30 protein-coding genes and 1 pseudogene are annotated in these 25473 nt (G+C 35.4%); 3 read left to right on the forward strand and 28 right to left on the reverse strand.

All coding sequences use genetic code 11. The annotated features are described in order from the left end of the window. Positions 1-73: 73 nt before the first annotated feature. From QZU81_RS03410 to QZU81_RS03435, 6 genes are all read right to left on the reverse strand, one after another. Positions 74-493 (reverse strand): nuclease, encoded by a 420-nt coding sequence (locus QZU81_RS03410; RefSeq protein ID WP_295589438.1) that lies wholly within the window; start codon positions 491-493, stop codon positions 74-76. 4 nt (positions 494-497) lie between these two features. After that, complete coding sequence (locus tag QZU81_RS03415) at positions 498-701, reverse strand: MoaD/ThiS family protein (RefSeq protein WP_295589440.1); 204 nt, start codon at positions 699-701, stop codon at positions 498-500. A 177-nt stretch (positions 702-878) separates the two neighbouring features. Continuing rightward, the gene (locus tag QZU81_RS03420) at positions 879-1499 is read right to left on the reverse strand and encodes a HEAT repeat domain-containing protein (protein WP_292851623.1); all 621 of its coding nucleotides are present in this window, start codon (positions 1497-1499) and stop codon (positions 879-881) included. 101 nt (positions 1500-1600) lie between these two features. Continuing rightward, positions 1601-1993, reverse strand: a complete 393-nt coding sequence (gene tsaA / locus QZU81_RS03425; protein ID WP_292823955.1) for a tRNA (N6-threonylcarbamoyladenosine(37)-N6)-methyltransferase TrmO — start codon at positions 1991-1993, stop codon at positions 1601-1603. Between the two features lie 42 nt (positions 1994-2035). Continuing rightward, positions 2036-2515 carry a dCMP deaminase family protein gene (locus tag QZU81_RS03430; protein WP_295589443.1) on the reverse strand — a complete coding sequence of 160 codons (480 nt, stop codon included), beginning with the start codon at positions 2513-2515 and terminating at the stop codon, positions 2036-2038. Positions 2516-2627: 112 nt separating this feature from the next. Beyond that, positions 2628-3404, reverse strand: a complete 777-nt coding sequence (locus QZU81_RS03435) for a DUF389 domain-containing protein (protein WP_295589445.1) — start codon at positions 3402-3404, stop codon at positions 2628-2630. Positions 3405-3766: 362 nt separating this feature from the next. On the opposite strand from QZU81_RS03435, the gene QZU81_RS03440 reads away from it, so the two are divergent. After that, positions 3767-4567 (forward strand): DUF169 domain-containing protein, encoded by an 801-nt coding sequence (locus QZU81_RS03440; protein WP_295589446.1) that lies wholly within the window; start codon positions 3767-3769, stop codon positions 4565-4567. Positions 4568-4630: 63 nt separating this feature from the next. Here the strand turns inward: QZU81_RS03440 and QZU81_RS03445 are convergent, their stop codons facing one another. The 9 genes from QZU81_RS03445 to QZU81_RS03485 form a co-directional block, all read right to left on the reverse strand. Further along, positions 4631-5170, reverse strand: coding sequence for a MarR family winged helix-turn-helix transcriptional regulator (locus tag QZU81_RS03445; protein WP_295589448.1), 540 nt, complete (start codon positions 5168-5170; stop codon positions 4631-4633). Further along, entirely contained in the window at positions 5160-6953 is a 1794-nt protein-coding gene (locus QZU81_RS03450; protein ID WP_295589450.1) for an ABC transporter ATP-binding protein, read from the reverse strand. The genes QZU81_RS03445 and QZU81_RS03450 overlap by 11 nt, the downstream gene beginning before the upstream one ends. A gap of 1 nt (position 6954) precedes the next feature. After that, entirely contained in the window at positions 6955-8760 is a 1806-nt protein-coding gene (locus tag QZU81_RS03455; protein ID WP_295589452.1) for an ABC transporter ATP-binding protein, read from the reverse strand. Between the two features lie 134 nt (positions 8761-8894). Further along, positions 8895-9938, reverse strand: a complete 1044-nt coding sequence (locus tag QZU81_RS03460; RefSeq protein ID WP_295589453.1) for an NAD(P)-dependent alcohol dehydrogenase — start codon at positions 9936-9938, stop codon at positions 8895-8897. Between the two features lie 68 nt (positions 9939-10006). After that, a complete protein-coding gene (locus QZU81_RS03465) occupies positions 10007-10696 on the reverse strand; it encodes an SDR family NAD(P)-dependent oxidoreductase (protein ID WP_295589455.1) in 690 nt (229 codons plus the stop codon). A gap of 267 nt (positions 10697-10963) precedes the next feature. After that, positions 10964-11782 (reverse strand): tetratricopeptide repeat protein, encoded by an 819-nt coding sequence (locus QZU81_RS03470; RefSeq protein WP_292823980.1) that lies wholly within the window; start codon positions 11780-11782, stop codon positions 10964-10966. A gap of 280 nt (positions 11783-12062) precedes the next feature. Then, entirely contained in the window at positions 12063-13427 is a 1365-nt protein-coding gene (locus QZU81_RS03475) for an MATE family efflux transporter (RefSeq protein ID WP_292851608.1), read from the reverse strand. Positions 13428-13529: 102 nt separating this feature from the next. Next, entirely contained in the window at positions 13530-14816 is a 1287-nt protein-coding gene (locus QZU81_RS03480) for an O-acetylhomoserine aminocarboxypropyltransferase/cysteine synthase family protein (RefSeq protein ID WP_295589456.1), read from the reverse strand. Between the two features lie 67 nt (positions 14817-14883). Next, positions 14884-16032, reverse strand: coding sequence for an aldo/keto reductase (locus QZU81_RS03485; RefSeq protein ID WP_295589457.1), 1149 nt, complete (start codon positions 16030-16032; stop codon positions 14884-14886). A gap of 87 nt (positions 16033-16119) precedes the next feature. Here QZU81_RS03485 and QZU81_RS03490 point away from each other — a divergent pair, with 87 nt between their 5' ends. Next, a complete protein-coding gene (locus QZU81_RS03490; RefSeq protein ID WP_295589459.1) occupies positions 16120-17139 on the forward strand; it encodes a 7-cyano-7-deazaguanine synthase in 1020 nt (339 codons plus the stop codon). Then, positions 17135-17320: a hypothetical protein gene (locus QZU81_RS03495; protein ID WP_342764257.1), complete on the forward strand. Its 186-nt coding sequence runs from the start codon at positions 17135-17137 to the stop codon at positions 17318-17320. Before QZU81_RS03490 ends, QZU81_RS03495 begins: the two co-directional genes overlap by 5 nt. A 211-nt stretch (positions 17321-17531) precedes the next feature. Here the strand turns inward: QZU81_RS03495 and argH are convergent, their stop codons facing one another. The 13 genes and pseudogenes from argH to rps28e form a co-directional block, all read right to left on the reverse strand. Beyond that, positions 17532-18953, reverse strand: a complete 1422-nt coding sequence (argH, locus tag QZU81_RS03500) for an argininosuccinate lyase (RefSeq protein ID WP_295589461.1) — start codon at positions 18951-18953, stop codon at positions 17532-17534. 75 nt (positions 18954-19028) lie between these two features. Continuing rightward, positions 19029-19181, reverse strand: a complete 153-nt coding sequence (locus QZU81_RS03505; RefSeq protein ID WP_292826053.1) for a 30S ribosomal protein S27ae — start codon at positions 19179-19181, stop codon at positions 19029-19031. A gap of 9 nt (positions 19182-19190) precedes the next feature. Next, complete coding sequence (locus QZU81_RS03510; RefSeq protein WP_292826056.1) at positions 19191-19505, reverse strand: 30S ribosomal protein S24e; 315 nt, start codon at positions 19503-19505, stop codon at positions 19191-19193. An 18-nt stretch (positions 19506-19523) separates the two neighbouring features. Further along, on the reverse strand, positions 19524-20033 hold the full coding sequence (locus tag QZU81_RS03515) for a GTP-dependent dephospho-CoA kinase family protein (protein ID WP_292826059.1): 510 nt from the start codon (positions 20031-20033) through the stop codon (positions 19524-19526). Between the two features lie 11 nt (positions 20034-20044). After that, entirely contained in the window at positions 20045-20221 is a 177-nt protein-coding gene (gene spt4 / locus QZU81_RS03520; protein ID WP_292826062.1) for a transcription elongation factor subunit Spt4, read from the reverse strand. Beyond that, positions 20218-20802 (reverse strand): DNA-directed RNA polymerase, encoded by a 585-nt coding sequence (locus QZU81_RS03525; RefSeq protein ID WP_292826065.1) that lies wholly within the window; start codon positions 20800-20802, stop codon positions 20218-20220. The genes spt4 and QZU81_RS03525 overlap by 4 nt, the downstream gene beginning before the upstream one ends. Positions 20803-20837: 35 nt before the next feature. Then, positions 20838-21230, reverse strand: a complete 393-nt coding sequence (locus QZU81_RS03530) for a PIN domain-containing protein (RefSeq protein ID WP_292826068.1) — start codon at positions 21228-21230, stop codon at positions 20838-20840. Between the two features lie 11 nt (positions 21231-21241). Further along, the gene (locus QZU81_RS03535) at positions 21242-22456 is read right to left on the reverse strand and encodes a translation initiation factor IF-2 subunit gamma (RefSeq protein WP_292851597.1); all 1215 of its coding nucleotides are present in this window, start codon (positions 22454-22456) and stop codon (positions 21242-21244) included. A 57-nt stretch (positions 22457-22513) separates the two neighbouring features. Then, positions 22514-22897 (reverse strand): 30S ribosomal protein S6e, encoded by a 384-nt coding sequence (locus QZU81_RS03540; RefSeq protein WP_292826074.1) that lies wholly within the window; start codon positions 22895-22897, stop codon positions 22514-22516. 36 nt (positions 22898-22933) lie between these two features. Then, positions 22934-24724: a translation initiation factor IF-2 gene (gene infB / locus QZU81_RS03545; RefSeq protein WP_295589465.1), complete on the reverse strand. Its 1791-nt coding sequence runs from the start codon at positions 24722-24724 to the stop codon at positions 22934-22936. 37 nt (positions 24725-24761) lie between these two features. Next, positions 24762-25214: a nucleoside-diphosphate kinase gene (ndk, locus tag QZU81_RS03550; protein WP_295589466.1), complete on the reverse strand. Its 453-nt coding sequence runs from the start codon at positions 25212-25214 to the stop codon at positions 24762-24764. Continuing rightward, positions 25211-25372 carry a 50S ribosomal protein L24e gene (locus QZU81_RS03555; protein WP_292826083.1) on the reverse strand — a complete coding sequence of 54 codons (162 nt, stop codon included), beginning with the start codon at positions 25370-25372 and terminating at the stop codon, positions 25211-25213. The genes ndk and QZU81_RS03555 overlap by 4 nt, the downstream gene beginning before the upstream one ends. 14 nt (positions 25373-25386) lie before the next feature. Then, a pseudogene (gene rps28e, locus QZU81_RS03560) lies at positions 25387-25473 on the reverse strand (30S ribosomal protein S28e); the annotation flags it as partial.

Here is a 25473-nt window from a genome sequence, read left to right on the forward strand (position 1 = left end):
TATTAATTTTGTTTTAATGCTTGTATATTAACAGATACCAATTGCTTATTTTGCTATGGTAGATTGAAAAAAGCTAAGATTCCTCTGCGGAATCGCATGGTTTAATCCAATCTTCACCATTTACAAGAGTCTCTATTGCATCTACAATACAATGCGGATTCCATCCAACAACCGCATCTGCCTTTTCTTCCAATTCCTTTAAAATGAATTCCATACCGAAGAATCTTATCAATAATATGGGAACCTTGAATTCATTAGATTTGTCTATTAACTCATCGAACAACTCCTGATTATTATGATATAAGCCGAATAACAATACAATCACATCAATTTCCTCAAATAACTCCTCAGTCAAATCATCATCCATCGTATTATATTCCTCATATGAAAAATCCCTTTGACTATCGATTCTTTCCTTATAGAATCCATATTGGTCATCAGGATCAATTCCCTTAGTTATAAGCAACTTATAAACCTTTTTTTCATCCGGCATGAAATTATCCCCCATAAATAATCTGGACCAGTTTTATTTCATCGCCGTCGTTGATTACGCTTTCCTCAAGGGTCAAATCACCGTTTTGCTTTGCGACTATGGTCTGAGCGGACAAATCCAAATCATTCAATAAATCATTTATGGTATAATTTTCATCTTTTAATTCTCTGATTTCATCAATATCTTTAAACTTTAAGTTAAAACTCATAATATCACTTCAAATTCTTGATTAACAATTTTGCTGCTGTTGAACTCGAGCACCGGTTCAAACAACAGGCACTTCATAAATAGTTAGCATCACAAAAAAATTAACAATTGTTATATTATTTTAAGATAATATAAACCTTTCGATGAAAAATATTTAAAAATAGTTGAATTGAAGCAATTAACTTTCTTTCAAAGCTTTCTTAGTGATTCTAATTGCACCTGCACTATGAATGCGAACGATAGGGTTTTCATCATTTTCAGCAATCCATTCCAGCTTTTCCAGATAAGGCTTTACATACTCAGGCTTTCTTTTTCCAATCACCCTGAACATTTCAGGAGCTTCTATCCTGACCTTTTGCCCTGAATCAGAAATCATCTCATAAAATATGTCCAGTTTTTCGCAAAAGAGCTCGGGAGCATTTGAAGCTATGTTTTCACAGGCCCAGATAAATGCATGCCTGACGTTTTCCGATTCATCACGCCTCAATTCCATTAGCCTGTCCAGATAAGGAATTACGAGACTTTCATTTGCCCTGCCTATTCTACCCATCGCATTGGCTGACCTTTCCCTCAATTTGGGATTTTCATTATCCAAGTAGCTGGCGATATTTTCAACATGGCATTCGATTTCTTCAGGATGCATTAATCCCATCTCTCCAAGAAGCCATAATGCCTTTGCCTTAACGGCAATGGAATAATCTTCATTCAATTTGTCTGAGACATCACCAATATTTGCTTTCCAGCAATTCTTATTTTTTGTTATGTCTCTCAATTCATTTAGAATAGCTTTATCATCCATATTTATTCCTTTCAATCCTAAATTATCAATATATCTGTAGAAGCATTCACAATAGCTATCAGAATTAAAAAAAAAACTTGTAGGTTTTGCCAATGAAAAATTCATAGAATGTCTTTAATATCAAGCACTGGAGTGCCGTTTAACATGTCAACTCCATTAAACTTGATGACATTCCCGTTAATCTCTTTTATTTTTATTGTGGAAACTCCAATTGGATTTGGCCTGTTCGGCGCATGAGTTGAAAACAATCCCTTAATTGGACCATTTCCCATGAAGGGAACCCTTTGCTTGAATCCCTTTGATTTATGAAAATAAAACAATACCATATACTCTTCGCCGGCTTCCATGCTGGACATGCTTTCCAGATATTCCTCATTGATGATTATTTCCGCTTCCACATCCATGGATTCCCTAGTGGACTTTGGCATGTTGCCGACATCTTCAAAGGGGGACTTGATATAACCAATCGGTTTGAAAACTATTTCTTCATCCATAAAACCACCAACATAAGATTTAAAAATGATTCTATTTTAATCTTAGCAACAATCATTGCATGCGGAATTGCGTAGCTCTAAAATTCCTTTCTTACTGACTATTCTGTCAATTCCTGAGTTCTTTATCATTCTGAAGCATATTGGACAAGGTTCCGCATCTTCTATTTCCACCCAATCGCCGTCAGCATACTTTTCTCCAGCCAAATAAATGGTTGAGCCCAGCATCTCATTTCTGCTTGCACTGATCATGGCATTCTGTTCGGCATGGACTGAAAAGCAGTCATTGTAGTTTCCGGAATTGGATGGGAGGTTCATTCTTTTACAGTTTCCCCTATCACAGCAGTTTTCTTCTCCTCTTGGATTTCCATTATAACCAGTGCTGACTATCTCATCGTTATTGACAATTACTGCCCCATATCGTCTTTTCAGACAAGTGCTTCTTTTTGATACTGCAAGAGCGATTGCAAGGTAATACTCGTTTTTACTCATACGGCTTTCGTTTATTGTTTTTTCATCTGCCATTCTTTTATCTCCATCTCATTAAAAATAAATCAAAACATGTAATTTCATTTTGAAAAATGTATAGTGGGGATTTGAAATCCCACCATCTTTATTTTCACCATAAACCGTTTACTTATTGCATCATCATATAAACCGCAACTATACTTGGTATCGCTATGATGATTGTATTTCGAATCATCCTGAAACGATGCCATTTCCATTCTTTTTCTGTCAATTCCTTTGTTTTCGGAATTTTCAAAACGCTCAAAATCATGCTGGATGACAGGAAAATGAAATACGCATTGAGGATAAAGAGATATCCTGCTCCAAGAAGCATGTCCCATCTTCCGTTTGCAATAGAAAATCCACAGGTACATAGTGGCGGCATCAAAGCGGTTGCAATTGCAACACCCGGAATAACTGTGTTGACTTTGTCTTCTCTTGTTTGTCCTATGATTCCTGCAAGACCTCCGAAAAATGCTATCAGAACATCAAAAAATGTTGGAGATGTCCTTGCAAGCAATTCCACAGTCGGCTCTTTAACCGGAGAGAGAAGGAAATAAATAGTAGCCGCAGTAACACTGATTGCAATTTGCATTCCAAAACCAATCATATGATTTTTAAGCAGAGGATAATCCGCTGACACATTTCCATATGCAGAAGCAAGAATACTTCCCATTATAGGTGAAATCAGCATCGCACCGATAATCACTGCTGTTGAATTCATATTGAGGCCGACAGATGCAATTACCATTGCACATACCAGCACACACATATTAGTTCCAGTGATTTTTCCGCCATCAAGGAGACGTGAGCGAATCTCCTCATTTGATGCCGAATCTTCTTTTAATGAAAACGCTTTTCTTATTTTTTCCTTTACTGTTTCGTTTTGATATGTCTCCACACTCATATTCCCATTTCCCAATCTATCATAACACATAAGCTGATGAAAAAGGTCATATAATCCTAAACTTCTCATACAACAGAATAATTCCATAATACGGCAAATTACATTTTTCACTGCTTATGGTTGAATAGTTCTATTGAAACATTCAGTCAATATTCATGACCATTATTCCTTACTAAATAATTGTTTTTAATATTAATTAAAATTATATGCTATGTTCTGGTGGCTACATTAATCAAATATTTCAAAAGTTGTTTTTCTACCGAAAATGGAAATCAGGGATTAAATATTCATAACCAAATTCGAATTTTTTCAAAATCAATATTAATGGCTATGAAGAAACTATAACTAACGAGGTAGTTAAAATGCAAAGCAAAATATCACAAGGACTAGACATGAAATTTCCACCAATCGTATTGATAAAGAGCGATACTAAACCCGAAAATGCTACTGGACCTAAAGACGGCAAAGGTGGATGTGTAATGAGTTTTGTTGCACAAACAATAGCTAAAAGAAAAACAACATGCTTTGGCCGTGAAAATATCACATGCGGAGGAATAGCCTCAGGCTTTGGATGGGGAACCGGTTTTGCCGATGAAAGTGCGATAGACTTTCAGGCATCATTTCTGTCATTAGGTGTCGATTCGGCTCCTGACAAAGAGGAATACTTAAAGAGATTGGAGCATTTTGCCAAACCAACACGTGAAATGTTCATGCACGGTGAGAGAATCTACTGTGACTTTGAAACTGCAAAAACCAATATCAAGAATAGACCAATCTACGATAGCGAAGACTATGTAATATTTAAGGGTATTGAAAACTTGGAAGATGGAGAAATACCTGAATCCGTAATTTTTACTGTCAATCCGATTGAGCTGACAGCATTGATACAAATCAATTCATCATTCAGGACTAAAGATTCATATATCTTAACTCCACAGGCATCAGCTTGTCAGGCCATTGGTAATTTTGTATTCGAGCAAGACGAAAGCGATGATCCGAAACCTGTTTTGGGACCTATCGACTTTGCAGGCAGAAGCAAAATGAAACATTTCATTCCAAATGACTATCTGACCTTGTCAATGCCTTGGAAACTGTTCTTAAAATTGGAAGAAGTAAGCGAAAACAGCGTCCTTCAGACAGATTTTCTAAAAAAATATGAATAAACTTATCTTAGGTGAAAATATTCTTCTGTTGGAAGCAATTCCAACTGTTTTTTCTATTTTTATTCACATCATCAATTTTACCCATTCTGCATGATGATTATCGTTTTTAAAGTATTTTTCAAAGATTTTCTGCCTATTTTTAATAATCTTTTCATACTTTTCAGGTTCTTCATCCCTGAATTTATCATGAATACCCAATAGCATACGATTAAGATAATCGTTCAGGTTTTCCTTCTCTTCATCGGTTAAAGAGTCGAAAATATCAATGTCATTATGCTCTTTGAATTTTAGGTTTCTGCCTTCATCAGTCAGTTCAACAAGCAAAATTCTTTTGTCATTTTCTGACGGAACCTTTTTAATGAAGTTCTTTTGTTCTAATTTGTTCAGGGTTTCATTGAGGGAACTGACACTGATATTAAGTATTTCAGATAGTTCCTTGGTAGATAGCTTGTCTTTTCGCTTTAAAAGAACAATCAATCTGCCCTGGCCCCTTGTAATGCTCTTCATTTCAGGATTTTGCTTCTTGTTCCTTTGATCCAGAATCCCATTTATCATGGCGAACTTGTAGAACAATAGCTGATTGTTGATTTCATCAGTTTTCATTTGCTATTCTCCCCTTTTGAGCATTCAGGGTATTGTAGTAATATCCTTTCTGTTTTAGCAATTCATCATGTGTTCCCTGCTCAATAATATGCCCGTCATCAATTACCAGTATCTTATCAGCATCCCTGACTGTTGAAAGCCTGTGTGCTATGATGAAGCTTGTCCTGTTTTTCATCAATCTGTCCATAGCCCTTTGAATTAGCTTTTCAGTTCTTGTATCGACAGATGATGTCGCCTCATCCAGAATCAGTATCTGCTTGTTTGAAAGGATGGTTCTTGCAATTGTCAGAAGCTGCTTTTGGCCATGGGAAATATTGTCCGCATCCTCGTTCAGCATCAGTTCATATCCTTCAGCGCTCTGCATTATGAAATGGTGCGCATGGGCCTCTTTTGAAGCGGCTATGACCTCCTCTTCAGTGGCATCCAGCTTTCCATAGCGGATATTGTTGAAGATTGTGTCGTTGAAAAGCCAGGTATCCTGAAGAACCATGCCTACAAGGGACCTGATGCTGTGCTTGTCGTACCTGTTGATGTTTACACCATCGATCTTTATTTCACCGCCGCTCACATCATAAAATCTCATTAGCAGTTTTACGATAGTTGTCTTGCCAGCTCCGGTTTCACCCACAATAGCTATCTTTTCTCCTTTTTTGACTTTAAAAGACAAATCCTTTATGACCAATTCATCTTCAGTGTAGCCGAAACTGACATTTTCAAAGCTGATTTCATCATTAATTTCTGTGATTTTCTCTTCTGATGGGTTTTCTTCAACATCGATTTTTAGGAAGTCAAATATTCTCTCGCTTGCAGCCATTGCGGTTTGTATCATGTTCATGATTCTTGTAATCTGTTCGATTGGGGTTGTAAAGTTTTTGGAATACTGGATAAACGCCAAAATATCCCCAACACTTATTGCATTTTGAAGCACGAAAACTGCTCCAAGAACTGATATGATAACATATTGCAGATTGGAGATGAAATGCACGAAAGGGCCGGATATGCTTGAAAAGAACTTGGATTTCCATTCCTGTTCATACCAGTTTTCATTTTCCTCATCAAAGATAATCATGGATTCCTCTTCCTGGTTGAATGAACGGATGATTTCATGGCCTGTGAAAGACTCTTCAATCTGTCCGTTGAGCCTACCTCTGTATTCCAATTGTTTGAGATAATAATCCTGTGAGAATTCAGTGACCTTAATTATGATGAAAAAGGCAATCGGAACCAATATTATTGTAGCAATTGTCAGCCAGATATTAATGGAAAGCATCATTACCGTAACGCCGATTATAGTGATGACACCTGTCAGCAATTGGTTGAATGTCTGAACGATACCTGACTGCAGGGAATCCACATCATTCGTAATTCTAGATAGGATATCCCCTCGGGTATTCGCATCCAGACCTCCCATTGACAGATGGGTAATCTTTTCAATCAGATTCTTTCTTAGATTATAGCTTATGTCAGTTGTAATGTCAAGCAGGAGATAGCTTTGAAGATATGAGAAAACGGCGCTTATAACATATAGGATTACGACTGTGATTAAAAGATTGAGTATATATTCCATATTCATGTTTCCGGTTTTTATACCGTCAAATATTGCAGTTGTGGCAAAACCTATCAAAAGAGGGCTTATTACTGAAAATACTGTTGATATGATGCCACAAATAACTGTCAAAGATAACTTTAACTTATATCCCACCAATAGACTGAATATGTTTTTTATGGATTGCCTGGTATTTGCCGGCTTTTCAGGAGGCAGCCTTCTCGGTCTTCTTGCCATATCATTTGCCTCCTGCAGTTTTCTTAATATGATCTGTATCTATGACGAATTTGGATGATTCTGCATCGTCATATAGCATCTCTTTGGACTGTTCCATCTGTGAGGAAACGATTTCCCTATAGATGCTACAATTTTCATTAAGGTAGTCATGGCTGCCCTTGTCTATAATCTCGCCTTCATCCAGCACGATTATCTCATCGGCATCCATGATTGTTGAAATCCTCTGTGAAACAATGAGCATTGATGAGTTTTCCTTTAAGTCTCTTATGTTTTCTTTCACTTTTGCTTCGGTATTCATATCCAATGCGGAAAAGCAGTCATCAAAGAGGTAAAAGTCACGTTCGGCTATCACTGACCTTGCCAGCTGAAGGCGCTGCTTCTGTCCTCCTGAGAAATTGGATGCACCCTGTGAAACTCCATCGTCAAGGCTTTCTATAAAGTCAACTTCCGCCATGTCCAATGCCTTTTCAATCTCCTCATCGCTTGCATCGCCTTTTCCTATTAGCATGTTTGACCTTATTGTCCCTTCAAAAAGAATCGCCTTTTGAGGAGCGTATGAGATTCTATCCCTAATGACGGATAGCTTATATTCCTTTATATTTATGCCATTGACAAGGATTTCCCCATCGGTTACATCCTGAAGGCGAGGTATCAGATTCAGGATTGTAGACTTTCCACTTCCAGTTCCTCCGATTATTGCAGTGGTTTTTCCCTTTTCCAACTTGAAATTGATATCCTTCAATATTTCCTGTTCACTGCCGGGAAAACTATAGGTAACGTTCCTGAATTCGATTGTAGGGTCGCCATCAATCCTGTCAATTGGCCCGTCGCTGATTGATATTTCCATGTTTATCACTTCAGCAACACGCCTTCCTGACACTAAAATTCTTGGAATCATTACAAGAAAACCACCCATCATCAAAAAGGCCATAACAATTTGTGTAGCATATTGAATGAATGCTATGATTGTTCCTGTCAATATCTCTCCCCTGATTGCATCATATGCGCCAAAGTATAAAATGAGAACAATCATCAAGTTCAACAACAAAGTCATTGCAGGCAGTAAAGTCAATAGGACTCTGAAAACACTTAAGTTTACAGACCTGAATTCTTCATTGGTCTTTTCAAATCTCTTCTCTTCATAGTTTTGCCTTACGAATGCCTTAATAACCGGCATGCCTATCAATATTTCCCTTGAGGTTTGATTGATTTTGTCAGTCAGTTCCTGCATTACTTTAAAGTAAGGAACAGTCTTTATGAATATCAGGATGAACGGTATCATTACAGCAGCAAATGTCACTCCAATAATCCATAAAAGATTAGTTCCAAGTTCCAATGCCTTGAGTATGCTTCCTATACCCAATATCGGCGAGAACAGTATTGTTGTGAAAAACAAACCTAAAAATATTTGTATTTGATGCACATCGTTTGTATTACGTGTTATGAGAGATGCTCTTGATATCTTATTCAATTCAAAGTTTGAAAATTTCAGAATCTTGTCATAGCTGATCTTTCTTAAATCTCTACCGTATGCCGCCGATACTTTGCTTGAGAAGTATGAAAGGCCTATTGTAGCCAAAACCCCTACCAAAACCATTGCCATCATCATGGTTCCTACACTTATTATGTAGTTGAAATCTGTGTTTTTAATCCCTACATCCACAATATTTGCAGTGTATGCCGGCAGAGTCAGGTTACAGTAAACATCAATCAATAGGAATGCAATAATAAGAAAAAGCGAAATAATGTTCTTTTTTAATGGGCTAAGCATTTTTCCTATTGTCTTCAGTGTCTTGGTTAACTTCATGATATTTTCCTGCTTTATTTTCAATTTCTTAAAGGTACCTTTAGATTTTATAATATATAATCATTATCACTAAATGTCAATCAAGAAATATTTTAAAAAAAAAGATAAAGAAAGGACAAAAAGTCCTTTATAATTTATTCGTCAAATTCTTCGAAGGTAATGACAGCTCTACCCTCAACTCTTCCATTTCTCAAGTCATCAAGAGCTTCGAGGACTTTACTGAAGGGATACTTTTGAGCTTGAACTGTGATTTTTCCGGCTTTTGCCAAATCCATGATTTCGTAAAGGTCTGTAATTGTTCCACCTTGAGTTAGTCTTACCATAACACCAGGTTTAACAGTGGTCCAACTTACAGGGAGTGTTCCTCCACCAAGACCTAAAATGGAAATGAGACCTAATCCTTTAGTAATTTGTGCAGCAAGCTCTAAAGTGTTATCTCTACCTACAAAGTCAAATACTGCATCTACACCTTTACCATCAGTCAATTCCATGATTTTGTCATATGCATTGTCATCTAAAACAACTAATTCATCAGCACCGAAGTCAGTCATTTTAGCCATCTTATCAGCTGATCTGTTGACTACAATAACACGGGCAGATGTTGTTAAAGCCAAATATTGGCAGCAGTAGAATCCAAGTCCACCTACACCGATGACCACTGCAGTACCGTTGTTTGGAATGAATGGTTTTGCAGTCTGTACAGCACCATATGGAGATAAACCTGCATCAGCCAATGCCACATATTCTGTAGGGTCAAGATCACCTAAAGGTGCAACTTCCCTTGCATCGGCAATCATATATTCTGCCATTCCCCCATCTTCCTTAAGACCACGTGCACTTGCAACTTCACAGAAGTTGTCACAGCCAGAAAGACAGTACTGACATTTACCGCATGCGTGTAATGTGTCTACAATAACGTTTTGTCCAACCTCAACAGTGCCGACACCAGGCCCGAGTTTAGCAACAGTACCTGCATTTTCGTGACCGAAGGTGAATGGTCCTACAAACGGAACTGTAATAAAACCTTCGTCAATAACTTCAAGGTCGGTTCTGCACATTCCTGCACCTTTCATTTTAATTAAGATTTCGCCAAATCCAGGTTCTGGAATAGGTACATCCTCCAATACTGGAGGTTTTCCCAATTCGTTAATTCTCCAAGCTTTCATTGTTTCAGCCATTTTAATTCCTCTTTTTAATTTTATTCATTGAATTAGAATTCAATTATCATTAATAAGGTCAAATAACCTTATTGTAATACGAATCCACCGTTAGGTGAGATAACTTGTCCAGTCAAGTAGTCTGCGGTTAAGATATATTCTAAAGCACCGGCGATTTCTTCAACTTCACCAATGTGTCCAAGAGGGATTGTTGCAGCAAGTGCGTTCAATTCATCTTGGTTTACTCCGCGTAACATGTCAGTCATAATCATACCTGGTGCAATTGAGTTTACTCTTACTTTTCTTGGAGCAAATTCTAATGCAAGTGCACGGCATAATCCGATTACCCCAGTTTTAGCAGCACAGTAGTCTGCTTGGTTAATAACACCAGTTAATCCACCTACAGATGCAGTACATACAATTGCGGTGTCACGGTCTACCATATAAGGAAGTGCTAAGTGGCACATGTGCATCATACTTACGAGGTTAGTGTTGATTACAGCTTCATACTGTTCAGGTTGCAAGTCAATGAAATTGGAGTTGTTTGTAATTCCTGCATTGTTGACTAATGCGTCAATTTCTTCACCAAATGCTTCAACAGTCGCTTCGACTAATTTTTTGCAGTCTTCAAATTTACTTACATCCGCTTGTACAGCAATAGCATCTACACCATATTCAGATTTTATTTCTTCAATTAAATCTTCTGTTAGCTGTTTAGATGAGTCACTTCTGTAGTTTATTGCTACATTGTATCCAAGTTCACCAAGTTTTAAAGCCATTGCTTACCTATTCCTCTTGATCCACCAGTAATAATTGCATTTTTTGCCATTTTTTCACCTAAAATAATTTGGTAATAATAAATATATTACTAACTATTTTTATTTTTTATGAAAATCATTCATAATTTACAGATGAATAAGAAAAATTATTTAATAAATTCAGTGATGGCAAAAATTTGATGAATATTATTCAAAATACTAAAAAACAGTGAAATAAAATAAACAAATATGAGCATATAAGAAAAAAATTCTTATATGCAAAAAAAATTAATTATCTTTTTGGATACTTTTCCACATTTCCTTAGCGTCATCATCTAAGAATTTAATGGAATTAGCTTTTTTGAAAAATTCATCTGCATTTTGATAATCGCCCAATTCAAAATATGCTTGTGCTTTTCCAAGTAATGCCTCAAATGAATTTTCATCTCTTTTTAAAATTGAATCAAATACTTCAATTGATTTTGCATATTTCTTATCTAACTTATATGCATTTGCAATATCAAACCATGCATCCATATTTTCTTCATTCAATGCAAGAGATTTGATTAATTGACGAATTGCATCATCATATCTTTCCAAATTAATTAATGCTTGAGCTTTAAAATAATACGCTTGCCAATTTTCATAGTTAACATCAATAGCTTTATCGCAAAGTTCAATGACCCTAATATTTGTCTTATATGAATCAACCAATTCACTATCAGAGTCTAACCTATCAAGTTTTCTTTTTGCTTTTCTAACATAATCGGAATCCCTATTTAATACGAATTTAGCATTTCTAGTGGATTCCTTTACAAAATCAGGCAACTCATCAGAATTGATTAATTCAGATTTTAATTCTGAAAAATTGTCTGCGATTTCTGAAATTTGGTAAAATGCTTCTTCACCAAACTCTTCCAAATCAAATTCATCAAGTTGTTGTTTAAATTCGTTTGAATCCAATTCATTAAACAATTCAAATGATTCCTCTCTTAAAAAATCAATTTTATCGGAGATGGATTGAAGTAATGAAGATTCAAAGAAAATCTTATCTGTTCTTCTTTCATTGATCTTAATGTCTTCCCAATCTTTTGATTGTTTTTTCATAATATCACCAACAAATTATTGGTTGCTAATGATATTATCCTTCAATTATAAAAAGGTTTCTATTTAATAATATTAATTAAAATTGTTAAAATTAAGTAAAAATAATTAATCAAATTTTGATTAAACAAATAAAATTAATTAAATCAATTTGGATGATTTAAAATTAAATCTGATTCTTTTTTGTTATTTGGTGCTTTTCTTTTCAAAAAACTAATATTGTAAATCATTAGCTTTATTTAGAAAACTAAGATAGATAAAAATCATACTTAAATTTTAAAATTTAAAGTCCGCATTGCTTTTTAAACTTCAAATTAAATATCCAAATGCAGATAAAACCAATTAAAGAACCCATATTCATTCCAATTACAGCACCCAAATACACACCAAAAACGCCCATATCCAAAATTATTCCCATAATATATGCGAATGCCATGCTCAATATTAATTCCCTTAAAATAGTCAACCCAAGTGATTTGAATCCTGAACCTACTCCCTGATATGTATATGCTGCAGTTGCTCCAAATGAAATCAGGCAGTTGTAAAATGCCAATATCCGTAATATTTCTGCAGACCTCTCCACCAAAGCCAAGTTTCCGGCCTGGAAATTAAATATTTCACAAATAGGATATGCAAAAATGAAAAATATGGCGCAGATTGCTAAAGTAATAGCTAAACTTAATAATGTAGAATATTTTATTGTTTCATTGAAGTTTTCCCAGTTTCGAGCACCATATGCAATTCCCGAAACGGTTATTGTTGCGATTCCAATTGCCATGCAAGGCAGAAATGCAATTGATATGAATCTCCATGCAATGGTAAACGAAGCAACCTCGCTTACGCCAGCAGTCATCATGATTAGATAATTGAGAATGATTGCAACTAATGCAAAAATAATCTCTTCCGTACCTGCCGGCAGCGAAACAACAAGAATTTCCTTATAGATTTCAAGTTTTCTTTTGTAATATTTGAAATCAAACTTAAAGAATGTGTCCCTTTTAACAAAAATCCAGAATAACATCCATAAAAATCCTACAAGAGAGGCAATGACAGTTGCAAGCCCCGCTCCAAAAATGCCCCAATTTAATCCATAAATCAAAATCGGGTCTAGAATCATGTTTAAAACTGCAGTTAAAATCAGGGGATTAGTTGCCCTTCCGACATCACCTTCAGCCCTAAAGATGCTTGCAGTTACATTAGGTGCCAGAAATACTATATTCAGCAAAAATATGATTTGGCCATAACTTAGGCAATATGACTTAACGCTGTTCGCACCTAAAAAAACAATCAAATCATCTAAAAAGAAAATACCTACAATTAAAACTATAATTGAAACAATAAGTGTTAAAATTATTGAATGCATTACTGCATTGTTTGCATCTTCAAATTGTCTGGCTCCAACGCATCTTGAAATCAATGAATTGGCACCTGCACCCACACCGCTTCCAAGTCCAATGATGACCAGATACAATGGTGAAACAAAACCAAGCGCAGCCAACGCATCAGCATTGATTCCTGCAACCCAAAAACTATCAATCAGATTATTCAGAAACATTAAAAGCATTGAAAAAATAGTGGGAAACGCCAATTTGTTTATTGCCTTTCTTGGTGAGCCAATAATAGAGTTAATATTTTCATTGCTTCGCATTACATTATATTTTCAAAAATAGCATATTTAATTTTAACTAGAAAAACAAAATTAGATTTTAAAAAACAAAAAAAAGAGAAAAATGGAAATAAAGGAATTCCATTAAACTTTTTCTAAAGCCTGATCGACATCAGCCAAAATATCTTCAATATCCTCAATACCCACTGAAAACCTGATTAGGTCAGGTGTCACTCCAGTAGACAATTGCTGCTCTTCAGACAATTGGGAGTGTGTAGTTGATGCCGGATGGGTTACCAATGACTTTGCATCACCGATATTTGCCAAAAATGAGATTAGCTCTACATTTTCAATGAATTTCAAAGCACCGTCATAACCAGCTTTAAGGCCGAATGAAACTATTCCCCCATAACCCTTTTCGGCATATTTTTTAGCCACTTCATGGTTAGGTGAAGATTCAAGGCCTGAATAAGTTACCCAAGCCACTTTAGGATGTGCTTCCAAGTGTTCTGCAACGGCCATTGCATTTGAAGCGTGCCTTTCAATTCTGAGTCCCAAGGTTTCAAGACCTTGCAACAGTAAAAATGATCCGAATGGAGAAGGTACTGCACCTGTGTCCCTTCCGACAACTGTTCTGATTCTTGTTGTGAATGCGGAACCCTTAAATGTTTCAGCAAATATCAATCCGTTGTAGGTTTCATCAGGTTCGGACAATGTCGGAAACTTGCCGTTCATCCAGTCAAAGTCTCCCTTTTCAATGACAATACCACCGAGAGTGGTTCCATGACCTCCAATATACTTGGTTGCAGATGAAGCGATAATGTCAGCCCCATGGTCAAACGGCCTTACGGATCCAATACCTACAGTATTGTCCGCAATCAATGGTATTCCATGAGAGTGTGCGATTTCAGCCAATCTGTCAAAGTCCGGAATATCAAGTTTCGGGTTTCCGATTGACTCTACATAAATCGCTTTTGTCTTATCATTGATTGCTTCTTCAAACAATTCAGGAGATTGCGAATCGACAAATGTTACTGTACGTCCCAATTCTTCCAGTGTATTTTCAAAAAGCTCATATGTTCCGCCGTATAGGTTATCTGCGGATACAATATTATCTCCCACTTTTGTCAGGTTAATGATTGCATAGAAAATTGCGGCCATTCCTGAAGCTGTTGCATATGCTGCTGTTCCCCCTTCGATAGCGGCCATTCTTTTTTCAAAAGCTTCAGTAGTAGGGTTTGTAAGTCTGGTGTAGATGTTTCCTCCTTCCTTAAGTGCAAATCTATTTGCAGCCTGCTCGGAAGATTCAAATACATAAGAAGTGGTCTGATAAATAGGTGTCACTCTTGAACCGGTCTCATCCACCTCTTCCTGACCGGCATGCACGCCAATTGTTGAGATGTTTTTTTTGTTTTTAATTTCATACGCCATAATAATCATTTGAATATTTGTTTAAATAATCTAATAAATATAGTGAAAAAAAGAAAAAAAGATTCGGTTAGAATCCGAATAAATCCTGTGCATCAAGCATCACATCTACAATGTGAACATTGAATGGGCATCTCGGTTCACAGTCGCCGCATGCAATGCACTCAGTTGCATTGAATTTCAGGTTATTATAATGCTCTTGAACGCTGGCAGGAACTTCATCATGGTTTTTTGCAAGGTCAAACAGCTTATTAACCATTGCAATGTCTATTTCAGAAGTGCATGGTGCGCAATGTCCGCAGTAGGTGCATTGCCCATCAAACGAATGTTTTGGAGCATTTTTCAATACTTCTGCATAGTCTTTTTCCGCATCTGTTGCTGAACAATATTTCAAGGATTCCTCAAGTTCATCAACAGTTTTTACACCTACAAAAATACTGTTCACGCCTTTCTGCTCCAAGCAATAATGAATGCACTGAATCGGAGTCAATGCAACACCGAAAGGGGAGGTCTCATCAGAAAGCAAATTTCCACCGGCAAAGCCTTTCATAACTGTTAGTGCTGTGCCGTTTTTCTCGCATAACTCATAGATTTCAGTCCTTATCGGATTCACACCAAACATTGGCTCATCATATGCATCTTCCTTTCTGTACTCTTCAATATCGTCCATGGGACCAAACATGTCAAAAGCCGGATTGATTGAAAACATCAGAAGTTCGATTTCTGGATTTTGTGCAGCCAATAGACCGATATCAGGGTTGTGTGTACTTAATCCAATGTGCTCAATGGTTCCTTCATCCTTCAATTTGCGAACATATTCTATGAAGGGACCGTTCATAATCTCATTATAGTCATCCAATTGGTCAACATAATGAATCATCCCAAAGTCCAGGGTATCGATTTGAAACCTTTCCATGAAGTCTTCGAATGCAGGAATGACCTTGTCCATTTCACGTGTTCTTACATACTGCTCGTTTTGCCAGGTTGACCCTATGTGTCCCTGAATAACCCAATTTTCACGATTGCCCTTAATGGCACGGCCCAAATGTGAGCGTACATCCGGTTCACTCATCCAGCAGTCAACAAAATTAATCCCATTTTGTTCACAGGCCTTGATTAAAACTTCCGTATCCTCATAAGGCCTTTCAACTAAAAATTCGGCTCCAAAAGCAATTTCTGATACTTCAATACCAGTATTACCTAATTTGCGATATTCCATAATACTATCTCCTCACAATAATATTAGTCATTTGAAATTAAAAAAGTAATGTTAATATTTAAAGTAGTTGAACCATAACTAAATACAATGTTTACAAAAGAATTCATTTTGAATGAAGTTAACCAAATAAGAGATGAAATAGGTCACGATAAAGTAAATATTTTCATAGAAGAATTATATTTTAGCGAAAAAACCAATGAATTGTGGATTATTACTGAAGACCGCCCAGACAAATCAGCCATCATCGGCAAAGGAGGATGGGTTGTCGGAAAGCTTAGGGAAAAATTAGGCCTCGAAAGCATTCATGTTGAAAGCTATGGCGACTTCTTAAATAAGGAGTATAAATTAAAATTATCCAAAAAAACCATAAGCAACCTTGATTTGGATTTGATGGGTCTTAAAAACTTAGAAAAAACAATTGAAAACAAACTTGAAAATATTTACAGCTTTAGCTTCGATGATTACTTCAATGAAAATGAATTTGAAGAATCTTCAGATATTGAAGCTGTTGTTGCTCTTTCAGGTGGTGTTGACAGCAGTTTTTCATTAATTCTGGCTAAAAAACTTGGATTCAACCCGATTGCAGTAACAGTTAATCCCGGAACGATAATCCTGCCAAAACAATTTAAGAATAATATCAAACTGATAACAGAATCATTAAACATCAAACATGAGTATATCAAATCCGATTATTCGGAAATTATTGAAGAATCTTTCACAGGCAAAGTTCATCCATGCGGCCGATGCTCAAAAAATACCGGTGAATTGGTAAAGCAATATGCAAAAGATAACGAAATTCCAATAATTGTATTCGGTGATATGCTTGCAACAGGCAGTCAATGCATTAATATGCAAGAGGATTCATTATATCGCTTAAACCTTCCAGCAAGTTTAAGTGTTGGCAAACAAGAGATAAAATCCTTAATAAGAACATATGATTTAAATGAGATTAAAGGATTTGGTTGTCCTCTGCTATATGAGGTTCACAGAAAATTCCCGTATATGAAGAAATTTTCAATACAAAGGATATTGAGGGAAACCCGTTCTGGTGCACTTGAACCCGGAGAAGCATTAAATTTAATATGGAGTTTTTACAAGATAGATTAGTATGATGCATAAAATTTGTCCTAGATGCGGATCTAGAAAAGTAAAATGGATTATACCTCAAAATTGGTCACAATGGGAATGTTACGACTGTGATTATACAGGGCCAATCATTGAAGGTGATGATGAACTAGCAAAAGAGATTCATGACGCTTACGTTGAATCTCAAAAACATGAAAATTAATTCTTAATAGGTGTTGCAGGGATAACATAGAAGCTGAGCTTTACTTATTGAATTCTTGAGGAACTATTATAAGTATTCTATAATTATCTCAATGCAACATCTAGCATCAATAATCAAAGATTATATCAGCAATTATAATATTGTCTTTAAAAGTATATAAAGTTTAGGCATACCTAAAACCTATTTTTGTTAAAAAAAATTTGGAATTTAATTAAATTCCTAATCTTTCAAATTCATCATTTAAAAATGCTTTAATATTATCGCGAGCAATTTCGACCATTTCAGGAGCAGGTCCTCCAGGTACAGCTCTGATTCTAACATTTTCAGCAGGATTTAAAGCTCTTTGAATTAAGTCATCAGATAAATTAAGCTCTTCAAAACCTAAATCAACTGCAATATCATCAATGAATTTGGATGTAATGTCCTCTTCAGCCATATTGCTTGCGGTAGCTTCATTGACAATCCTTCCAACAATTTTATGAGCAGTCCTGAATGGTATCTCTTTTTCACGAACCATGATATCTGCAAGGTCAGTTGCAGTTGCAAAGTTCTTGCCTGCGAGTTCCGCACATCTATCAACCTTAAACTCAACGGACAACATCATTTTAGTTACAATTGACAATGTGTCTTGAGTTACCTGAACCGCATTCCATAAATGAGGAGTTATTTCCTGCAAATCTCTATTATATGTATATGGAATGGCCTTGAGGATTGTTAAAATGGTAATTAACTCACCGGTTGCAATGCTAGTTTTTCCTCTTGCAAGTTCGGCCACGTCAGGGTTTTTCTTTTGAGGCATAATAGAAGAAGTTGATGAATATTCATCCGCCATTTCAATAACGTCGAATTCATAAGTGCTCCATAAAACCAATTCCTCACAGACTTTAGCTAAAGTTGAGGATAATGCAACTAAATCAAAGACTGTTTCTGCAATGAAATCTCTTGCTGAAACTCCATCCATAGAGTTTTCCAAATATGCATCGAAACCGAGCAAATCAGTGGTTAATTGCCTATTGATTGGGAAACTGGTTGTTGCCATTGCAGCTGATCCTAATGGATTTAAATTAACCCTTTTATAAGTATCTGCTAAACGTTCATAATCCCTTTTGAGAGCTTGAACATGCGCCATCAAGTGATGAGCAATTGTAATTGGCTGAGCATGCTGCAAGTGAGTAAATCCAATGAAAACATCTTCCAAATGTTCACCAGCCATTTCAACAAGGCCTTCCATGAACTCTAAAATTCCAATTTGAATTTCTTCAATCATTTCCCTTAACACTAATCTTACATCACATGCAACCTGGTCATTACGTGACTTGGCAGTGTGCATGAAACCTGCTTGAGGCCCGATTTTGGAAGTTACGTAATTTTCAATAGCCATATGAACATCTTCAACTGATGGATCAAAGACCAATGCACCATATCCTTCCTCCTTAAGGCTGTCAAGAGCACATAAGATATTATCTGCAATTTCTGAATCGATTATGCCTTCATGTTTCAACATTGAGGTATGTGCAAAATTAGTTTTTATATCCGCTTCAAAAAGAAGTTTATCCGCTTCAAGAGATGAAGTATAAATAGCAGCTTCATCAGTCATTCCAGTTTTAAAACGACCATTTCTAATATTATCCAAAGAAATCCCTTCTTAAAAATGATTAAAAATTAAAAATAAAAATAAATAAAAAAAGAAAAAAAGATTTGAAAAATCTTATTTTTTCATTTCAGTGTATCCGCATTTACCACAAGCGAACCTGTCACCATGGTCAGCCATGAATACACCTTCACCACAACGAGGACAAATTGGGTTTTTTCTTTCAATTTTGTCGCCATCTACTTTGTAAAGATCGCCTTTTCTTACCATTCAAATCACCTATTCTTCTTCTGCATCTTCAGCAGGTTCTTCTTCAGGTTCTTCATTTTTAGCTAAAACATGTTTAGCTTCAATGTATTCTAAATCATCTACAGTATCATAAACTTTAGCATAACCTAATGCTCTAGGTTCACCGTAGTGAGGTTGTACATTGTCAACAACAATTAAATCTTTCTTAGTGTTTAATAAAGCAACTAATTTAGATTTAATGTCTAAGATTTTAGGAGTTGCTTCCCCATCATAATCAACATAAAATTTAATTTCTTTTCTGTTAAATAATTTGTTTTCTTTTTCTTCGATAAATTCGATTTCCATTATAAAACCTCATTAAATTTATTCTTTAATAAATCCGTCAATAAGCATTTGAGCTTTATTTTTTAAGTCAGAAACTTTTAAAAGCACTAAACCCTCATTAGGCTGACCATATAAAATGGTAGTTTCTGGATTAGCCATTAAGATGCAAGGAAGAACTGCAAGATCTTCTTCCCCTGCTACTTCAATTACATAACATTCGCCAGTGTCAGATAATTCAAGAGCTTGGCCTATGGTTTCCCATAGATCATCTGTAATAGTTCCAGCAGGATTGTCCGCCTTTAAAATGTGATCTGCACGTATAATTTCATGAGTATGATTTTTTCTTTGAATTAAATTATCAATTATACCTATATTAGGATATAATTCATATTTAGTAAGATTACCAAAAGTTGCATCACCAACAGAAATTAAAAACTCGGAAGATTTGATTTCATCAATCGCATCTTCAAAGTCTGGATATAGAGTACCTAAAGGCTTCTTAAGCTCAGATATTATATCTTTATTTAATTCTGCATCTAAACGTAACACAATAAAACCTTCTATCTTACTCTTAAGCAATATTCACCAGGAACTGTAATATTTAATTCTTGAGCTACTTTAGATTCTTCAGGATCAGTAATAATTAAAAGACCGCTCCAATTATCGGATGTTGGACTTCCACAATTAGGACAGTGGTCTTTGTCTGAAATCATTTTACAAACAGTACAAGCTTTCATTCTTTACCCTTCTTACTTTTTTGTTTAGCTTCTTCAATCCATTCAAATCTACCGAGATTAGTTTGTCTCATGGTAAGAGGAATTTTAGAATTCCTAGTATTTTCCATATTATTGGTAGATTCATCCTTAATGGATACGCTAACAGCTCTAGCTCTTACTAAGTCACCTTCATCCAATGTCTTATTGGATTCTTTTGCAATTAATGCTCCTCTTTTACCGTCATAATTAATATAATCGTCGGTAACTTGGGAAACATGTATCAAACCGTCCATAGGTCCAATCCTTACAAAAGCACCATAATCCACAATATCGATTACTTCACCATCGAAAATCTCATGTTGTTCTGGTTTAAAGAAAATAGCTTCGAAGACAACATTATGATATGAAGCTCCATCACCCATAATGAGTCTGCCTTCACTAATTTCATCAATTTTATTAACACAAATGAGTAAACCAAGTTTCTTGTCTAAACGACCTTCGTAGGTTTCGTTTAAAGTCTGAATAGCAACTTCTTCAAGAGGACTTTCAAACCTGTAAGGTGGTATTCTTACAGTGTCCTCGATTTTTGTTTTATAATACAAAGCAATCCCTCATTTAATTGATAATTTAATTAATATTATATTTTACCTTCAACAGCAATATATTTTTTTTGTCTTAAATATGCAACTGTTATTCCTTTATCTTTTGCACGTTTTTTTAATTCAATATCATTTGTAGCTAAAACTTCTGAAACTCTAAGCAACGCATCATCCACAGTTTCATTTTCAAGTAATGAAATATCCTTTATTTCAACTTTTGAAGAATTAGCTAACTTTAAGGCTAAATTTGCATTTAGCCGTATTTTTCCTTTGTTGTTATTTTTCAAACCCTTCAATTCATTGATAACAAAGCTTGGAGTTGTTAATTTATAAGAAGGTAATAATTTTTCAAGTTCAGTGATGACATCAACATTGAACTGAAAAGGAACCATAAAAAAATTGGTATCAATCACAACTTCTTTAGAGTCCATTATTTTTCCCTCTATTTAATAATACCGTAACCGATTAATCTCCAACGAGCTCCAACTCTACGACTTAAAGCTACTCTATCGCCCGGACTAGCACATACAGGCAACTTAAGGTTAACATCGACATCATTCTTCTTGGTAGAAGTAACAACACCAATAGTTGTTGTAGTACCACAATTAATCATTAAAGGCTCTTTAATTTTAATTGGAGCGACTTCACGTTCTTCTTTAGTACCAACAACACGATCGAGTAAATTAGCTTCCATTTTAAAAGCATCCAATACTTCCGGCAAAGTACCTTCTTCACCAGCAACAGTTCCAGACAATGAATCTGATTTAGTTAAAGATGGATCTAATTTGGTTGCAATACCTACAAGACCTCCAGGACCGATTTCCTCAACTTGCTTACCGTTAGCTTCAAGACCGATAATTTCAGAGGTTAAAGTAAGTCTTTTACCTTCATTGGTAGGGCCGGGCCTAATTTCAATGGTGTCCCCAAGTTTGAATTTACCTTGGATTAAAGTACCACCAATTACTCCGCCCTTGATCTTATCAGCACCGGAACCAGGTTTATTGATATCAAATGACCTTGCAACATGCATTAATGCAGTATCATCAACATTCCTTTCCGGAGGTTGGATTTGTTTAAGCATTGCTTCAATTAATATATCGACGTTAGCTCCTTGTTGAGCAGATACAGGTATTATTAAAGCATCTTCAGCACAAGTACCTTTAACAAATTCCCTAATTTCATTATAACTTTCAATAGCTCTTTCTTTTGAAACAATATCAATTTTGTTTTGAACTACTATAACATCCTTAACACCGATTACGTCAAGTGCCATAAGATGTTCTTTAGTTTGTGGTTGTGGACAAGTCTCATTTGCAGCAATGACTAACACTGCACCATCCATAATTGCAGCACCAGATAACATAGTTGCCATAAGAGTTTCGTGACCTGGAGCATCAACAAATGATACTTTTCTAATTAATTCAGTTTCGCTACCACAGATTTCACATTTATCGGAAGTAGTATAACATTCAGGTTCACCGCAGTTAGGACATTTCCTAAATTCAATGTCAGCATAACCTAAACGGATTGAAATACCTCTTTTTGTTTCCTCACTGTGTGTATCAGTCCATATTCCTGATAATGCTTTAGTAAGAGTAGTCTTACCATGGTCTACGTGACCAACTAAACCTATGTTAACATCTGACTGTACGTTCACAGATAACCACCTTATTTTAATTCAACTTTAAAAGTAAAATAAGAAAAAATAGTAAAACTATTCTTCCTCTTCTTCATCAGCACCAATAATTTCAGCTATTGATTTGCTTCCAGCTTTAGTAACTACAGTGTTGATTTGTACAATATCTTCAGCAATAGTGTTTCCTCTAACAGTTTTTCTTCTTTTAACACCATCAGCTTTAGGATGATAACCGATACCGCCAGTTAATAAACTTTTGATTCTTCTGGTACCAGAAACATCTTTTTTCATGGTAAAACCGTTTTTATCACTACCACCGGTAATTTTTAAAGTGTAACCATCTAAACCAACAATTCCACCATCAAATTCATCGCCGATAACTAATCCATTAAGAGCTTTAGTTTCATCGATTTCAATTTGATGAGTTTCAGCTTTTTGAGACACAACAACTTTGAATGCCATGGTATTCCTCCTTAATTATTTTATAAATCAAATTTATTATTCAAAAAGACCAAATTTACCCCAATCAGGATCTTTTTTACGTTTAATCTCTAAAAATTCATATAAAGTTTCAAATTCATCTTCAGTTAATTTATCCTTAAATTCCCTTTCAATAAACTTATAATGCTTTTCTGGAATATCAACGAATAATTCATCCCCTTCATCAAAATGTTTTCCAACAATAGCATCTTTAATAGCCATTGCAACCCTTTGACCTCTAGAAATATCTGGTAATGTTTCACCTTTGTCTTCCATACTGGCTATTACACCAACATATTCTCCATTCTTATTAATTAAGGTTTGACCTTGTTTTATTGTACCACTAATGGATTCAATTCCAATAATTGCTGGTTTACTTTGACGGAAAACTAATTTAGGCAATGCCATGAATTTAGCAGGTTTAATGATTGCATTGTAAAATGCCTTTTTCTTAGCCGCTTCAATTTCATCAATCCATGCCTGATAGTCCTCAATAATTTGATATATAACATCACCCTTGAAGAGTTTGACATCTGAATTATTGAGATCTTCAACAGAATTAGGATGAACATCCACATTAAATGCAATTATAGCACCATGGTTATCGTTTTCATTTAAAGCAATGGATGAATTTATGATATCTCTACGATTTACATCACCGATATCCGCTTCACGAATAGGAATATCTATTTCCCTTAAAAGCTTAACAATAGCTTCAAGAGAACCTAATGTATCTGCCTTAACCAAAATACCTTCATCTTCAGTACTGATGGTTATATCTTCAATTTCCTTTAAGAGCTCATCCTCTACATTTTCATCATCACTTAATACCCTAAGCGGTGAACCGGAAACGACATCATCTAAGTTAGGTGCTGCAATTTTAATACCTGCAGCCGCAACAACCTCGTCAAATTTTTGGAATTTCTTTTTGGAATCCCTCATTTCTTCGAGTGGAAGCGGTCTTAAAATAGACCTAATCTTAGTAGTTAAAACCTCATTTGAAGATGTCATTAAGGCTATCTCATCATTAGTTCGTAAAACACCATCATAAATGATACTATCAATAGTAAGACCAAGTCCTACTTCTTCCTTGATTTCCAATACAGTACCTTTAGCAGGAGCATCTTCATTAATTTCTAATTGTTCAGTCAAATATTCTTGAGCAAGTCCAAGCAACATTGCAAGCACTTCAATAATACCTTCACCTGATCTAGCACTAATTGGAATAATACTAATCTGTGAAGCAAAATTACTTACCCTATCAAATCTTTCAGATTGGAAACCTTCTTTGTGAAGGGTACCTACAAGTTCGTAGATTTTTAAATCCAAATCTTGCTGAACACTTGGAGCTTGTTGATTAAAAGATTCTTTAAATGAAGCTCCTTCATGAGTTTCCCAACCAAAAAGCATATCGATTTTGTTGGCAACAACAATGAAAGGAGTCCTGTACATCTTAAGAATATTTAAAGCTTCATATGTTTGTGGTTTAAATCCATCATTAATATCAACAATTAAAACTGCAAGGTCTGCTAGTGCACCTCCACGTTTTCTCAAACTGGTGAATGCAGCGTGACCTGGAGTATCAATAAAGAACAATCCTGGTATTAAATCTTTGATAGTTAATTTTGATATAAAATTTCCACAGATTTCTTCAATGGTATCATTTGGAATTTCAGTAGCACCAATATGTTGAGTAATACCTCCTGCTTCCCTATCAGCAATGGTACTTCCTCTAATATAATCTAACAATGTAGTTTTTCCATGGTCTACATGTCCTAAAACTGATACAATCGGGGATCTGATTTTCATAATATCGTCTTTGATAATAAATCTTTAAATTCTAAATCTATTCATAAATTAAATCGTTATCAACAATTTGATAATCGCAAATTTCGTCTTCATTAAAGAAAAGACCAATTTCTCTTTCAGCAGATTCAGGAGCATCGGAAGCATGAATTATGTTTCTACCTTTATTCATACCGAAATCTCCTCTGATAGTTCCAAGGTCTGCTTCTAAAGGATCAGTTGCACCGACTATTTTTCTAATAGTGGTAATAGCTTCTTCTCCTTCAATTACCATAGCTAATGATGGTGAAGAAGTAATATACTCAACTAAACCTGGGAAAAATGGTTTATCAGCATGTTCTCCGTAATGAGTTTTTGCTAAATCTTCATCAATGTGAATTAATTTACAAGCAACAATTTTGAGACCTTTTTGCTCAAAACGAGACAAAATTTTACCCATAAGACGTCTTTGTACAGCGTCTGGTTTCATCATAACAAAACTTTTTTGAATCATTCTTTAACCCATTTAACTTTTCTTGGAACTCTTCCGAGTTTAATCATATTTTTTTCACATTTGCTGCTACAAAAGAAATAAATTGAACCATCTCTTTTGACGTACATTTTTCCAGTACCGTCTTCAATTTCTTTTTTACAGAATGAACAAGTTCTCATGTTCTTACACCTTCTTAAGGAGTTCTAATTTCCTTAGCTTCTCTAATTGTATCAAGTAACATTAAAATGTCGCCTTCTCTTACAGGACCCATAATGTTTCT

It is taken from the genome of uncultured Methanobrevibacter sp. (genome assembly GCF_902770715.1).
In the GTDB taxonomy this organism is placed as follows: domain Archaea; phylum Methanobacteriota; class Methanobacteria; order Methanobacteriales; family Methanobacteriaceae; genus Methanocatella.

Coding starts and splice junctions, on each gene's coding strand:
- QZU81_RS03410 (WP_295589438.1), bottom strand. CDS start 493: ATGCCGGATGAAAAAAAGGTTTATAAGTTGCTTATAACTAAGGGAATT.
- QZU81_RS03415 (WP_295589440.1), bottom strand. CDS start 701: ATGAGTTTTAACTTAAAGTTTAAAGATATTGATGAAATCAGAGAATTA.
- QZU81_RS03420 (WP_292851623.1), bottom strand. CDS start 1,499: ATGGATGATAAAGCTATTCTAAATGAATTGAGAGACATAACAAAAAAT.
- tsaA (WP_292823955.1), bottom strand. CDS start 1,993: ATGGATGAAGAAATAGTTTTCAAACCGATTGGTTATATCAAGTCCCCC.
- QZU81_RS03430 (WP_295589443.1), bottom strand. CDS start 2,515: ATGGCAGATGAAAAAACAATAAACGAAAGCCGTATGAGTAAAAACGAG.
- QZU81_RS03435 (WP_295589445.1), bottom strand. CDS start 3,404: ATGAGTGTGGAGACATATCAAAACGAAACAGTAAAGGAAAAAATAAGA.
- QZU81_RS03440 (WP_295589446.1), top strand. CDS start 3,767: ATGCAAAGCAAAATATCACAAGGACTAGACATGAAATTTCCACCAATC.
- QZU81_RS03445 (WP_295589448.1), bottom strand. CDS start 5,170: ATGAAAACTGATGAAATCAACAATCAGCTATTGTTCTACAAGTTCGCC.
- QZU81_RS03450 (WP_295589450.1), bottom strand. CDS start 6,953: ATGGCAAGAAGACCGAGAAGGCTGCCTCCTGAAAAGCCGGCAAATACC.
- QZU81_RS03455 (WP_295589452.1), bottom strand. CDS start 8,760: ATGAAGTTAACCAAGACACTGAAGACAATAGGAAAAATGCTTAGCCCA.
- QZU81_RS03460 (WP_295589453.1), bottom strand. CDS start 9,938: ATGGCTGAAACAATGAAAGCTTGGAGAATTAACGAATTGGGAAAACCT.
- QZU81_RS03465 (WP_295589455.1), bottom strand. CDS start 10,696: ATGGCTTTAAAACTTGGTGAACTTGGATACAATGTAGCAATAAACTAC.
- QZU81_RS03470 (WP_292823980.1), bottom strand. CDS start 11,782: ATGAAAAAACAATCAAAAGATTGGGAAGACATTAAGATCAATGAAAGA.
- QZU81_RS03475 (WP_292851608.1), bottom strand. CDS start 13,427: ATGCGAAGCAATGAAAATATTAACTCTATTATTGGCTCACCAAGAAAG.
- QZU81_RS03480 (WP_295589456.1), bottom strand. CDS start 14,816: ATGGCGTATGAAATTAAAAACAAAAAAAACATCTCAACAATTGGCGTG.
- QZU81_RS03485 (WP_295589457.1), bottom strand. CDS start 16,032: ATGGAATATCGCAAATTAGGTAATACTGGTATTGAAGTATCAGAAATT.
- QZU81_RS03490 (WP_295589459.1), top strand. CDS start 16,120: ATGTTTACAAAAGAATTCATTTTGAATGAAGTTAACCAAATAAGAGAT.
- QZU81_RS03505 (WP_292826053.1), bottom strand. CDS start 19,181: ATGGTAAGAAAAGGCGATCTTTACAAAGTAGATGGCGACAAAATTGAA.
- QZU81_RS03510 (WP_292826056.1), bottom strand. CDS start 19,505: ATGGAAATCGAATTTATCGAAGAAAAAGAAAACAAATTATTTAACAGA.
- spt4 (WP_292826062.1), bottom strand. CDS start 20,221: ATGAAAGCTTGTACTGTTTGTAAAATGATTTCAGACAAAGACCACTGT.
- QZU81_RS03530 (WP_292826068.1), bottom strand. CDS start 21,230: ATGGACTCTAAAGAAGTTGTGATTGATACCAATTTTTTTATGGTTCCT.
- QZU81_RS03540 (WP_292826074.1), bottom strand. CDS start 22,897: ATGGCATTCAAAGTTGTTGTGTCTCAAAAAGCTGAAACTCATCAAATT.
- infB (WP_295589465.1), bottom strand. CDS start 24,724: ATGAAAATCAGATCCCCGATTGTATCAGTTTTAGGACATGTAGACCAT.
- ndk (WP_295589466.1), bottom strand. CDS start 25,214: ATGATTCAAAAAAGTTTTGTTATGATGAAACCAGACGCTGTACAAAGA.
- QZU81_RS03555 (WP_292826083.1), bottom strand. CDS start 25,372: ATGAGAACTTGTTCATTCTGTAAAAAAGAAATTGAAGACGGTACTGGA.